Origin of the sequence: Gordonia sp. (in: high G+C Gram-positive bacteria), from assembly GCF_020438995.1 — a bacterium.
GTDB lineage: Bacteria > Actinomycetota > Actinomycetes > Mycobacteriales > Mycobacteriaceae > Gordonia.
The window spans coordinates 1-2,089 of sequence record NZ_JAGQTN010000093.1 but is presented as its reverse complement, the minus strand read 5'-3'; the positions used below and the strand labels follow the sequence as shown (position 1 = coordinate 2,089).

Annotated in this window: 2 protein-coding genes; both read left to right on the top strand. The window is 67.0% G+C overall.

Translation table 11 applies throughout. The annotated features are described in order from the left end of the window. Positions 1-362, top strand: a 362-nt coding sequence (locus KDB67_RS07860) for a sulfotransferase (protein WP_291014492.1), incomplete at its 5' end; no start/stop codon positions are given. A gap of 29 nt (positions 363-391) precedes the next feature. Continuing rightward, positions 392-1,966 carry a class I adenylate-forming enzyme family protein gene (locus tag KDB67_RS07855; RefSeq protein ID WP_291014489.1) on the top strand — a complete coding sequence of 525 codons (1,575 nt, stop codon included), beginning with the start codon at positions 392-394 and terminating at the stop codon, positions 1,964-1,966. The last annotated feature ends 123 nt before the right edge of the window (positions 1,967-2,089 follow it).

The window sequence follows — 2,089 nt, the reverse complement described above, 5'->3', positions numbered from 1 at the left end:
CGGCGTGCAGTCTCGCCGAACACGCCACCCGCGGCTGGTCGGACACGTTCACCGGCGCCACCCTGGGCCGGTCCCAGCTCGAACTGTGGTCGCGTGGCCTGCGCGTTTTCACCGAATCACGCGCCCGACACAACCCCGAACAATTCCTCGACGTCGACTTCGCCGACCTGCGCCGCGACCCGATGGGCACGGTCGAACGGGTCTACGCGGCGCTCGGCATCCCGATGTCCGAGGCGGCGCGCTCGGGAGTGCGCACGCTCGACGAGGAGAGCAAGACAGGTGCCCGCGCACCCAGCCACACCTACTCGCTCGCCGACTACGGACTCGACGCCGACGACGTCGCCCGGGCCTTCGCCACCTGACCGGAACCACATACGGTAAGACTGATGGGATGGAGTTGCCTGACCTGGGTTTCCGTCCGACGATCGGCGCGGCGCTGACCCGTGCGGCCGCCGAGTTCGGCGACGTCGACTACGTCGTCACCAACACCGACCGGATCACGTATGCGCAGGCAGAGCGGCGTTCGGCGCTTCTGGCCAGGAGGTTGCTGGCACATGGTGTCGGCAAGGGCACCCGCGTCGGGTTGTTCTACCCGAACGGCACAGACTGGGTGTTGTGGTGGCTCGCCGCGAGCAGGATCGGCGCGCTCGTCGTCCCGTTCAGCACCCTGTACGCACCGGGTGAGCTGGCCAAAGGCCTGCGGCTGGGGGACGTGCATCTGCTGATCGCACCGAGCCGCGCGGTATCGGTCGATTTCGCGGTATTTCTGGAGGACGCGCTACCCGGACTCGCCACGAACGCCGGTACGCAGATCGCGGTGCGCGAGGCCCCTTACCTGCGGCAGATCTGGATCACCGGCGGCACCGACAGACGGTGGGCCCACGCGGTGGATTTCACAGATTCGGTAGAAGATGTTGTGCCACAAGAGATTCTGTCGGCTGTCGAAGCCGAGGTGTGCCCGGCCGATCCGGCGGTGATGATCCACACCTCGGGATCCACCGCCGATCCTAAGGGGGTGATCCACTCCCACGGCGTGCTCATGCGCCAGTCGGCGTTCCTGTCCGGCACGATGAACGGCTTCGCCCCACCCGGCCTGCCCACCCGCTACCTGTCGGCGATGCCGTTCTTCTGGATCGGCGGAATCCTGCACGTCACGGGCTCGCTGCACAGCCCGCTGACCATCCTCACCCTCGCCCGTACCGAACCCGGCGCCGCGCTTGAACTCCTCGAACGCGAACGCGGCACGGGCATCGCCGGCTGGCCGACGCTCACCCAGCGCATGCTCGCACACCCCGACTTCAGCCGCCGCGATCTGTCGAGTTGTCCGAGCCTGGTGGATCTACCTGCGGATCTGTCCCTTGTCGCGGTACCCGGCAACGTCCCGCGGCACCGCAGCCTCACCGAGAGCGGGGGCGGTTTCAGCACCACCGACGTCCTCGTCGTCGACGACACCGGCGAGCCGGTTCCCGCAGGTAGCGAGGGTGAGCTCTGGATCCGAGGACCCGGGATCATGCTCGGCTACAACAAGCGCGAACCGTGGGAAGTGTTCGACGCCGACGGCTGGTTCCACACCGGCGACCGCGTGTTCGTCCTCGACGACGAACCGGGGATCTTCTATGTCGGCCGGTCCACCGAACTGATCAAGACCTCCGGAGCCAACGTCTCACCCAAGGAGGTCGAGTCGGTCCTCGACCGGCACCCGTCGGTGCAATCGAGCCTGGTGGTGGGAGTCGGTGACGGTGACCGCGGACAGGAAGTGGTCGCGGTCGTGGTGCCGGCAGATCCCGGAACGTTCGACGCCGACCAGGTGAGCGTCGACATCCGCCGTGACCTCTCGGCGTACAAAGTGCCCCGACGATGGATCGTCGTCACCGCCGACGACCTTCCGCTGCTGACCTCCGGCAAACCCGATCGGCGTGAACTGACCCGCCGGATCGAGGCCGGCCTGATCGCCGATGGCCGGTGAGCGAGGACGCATTCGGAAGCCGGCCGAAACCCGATCGGTGTGTGCTGCGTCACCAAAGTGGGACAGCCGTACGCATCGACCTGCGTAGACACCGATGAAACCGTCTCTGACCAGCCGATTTGT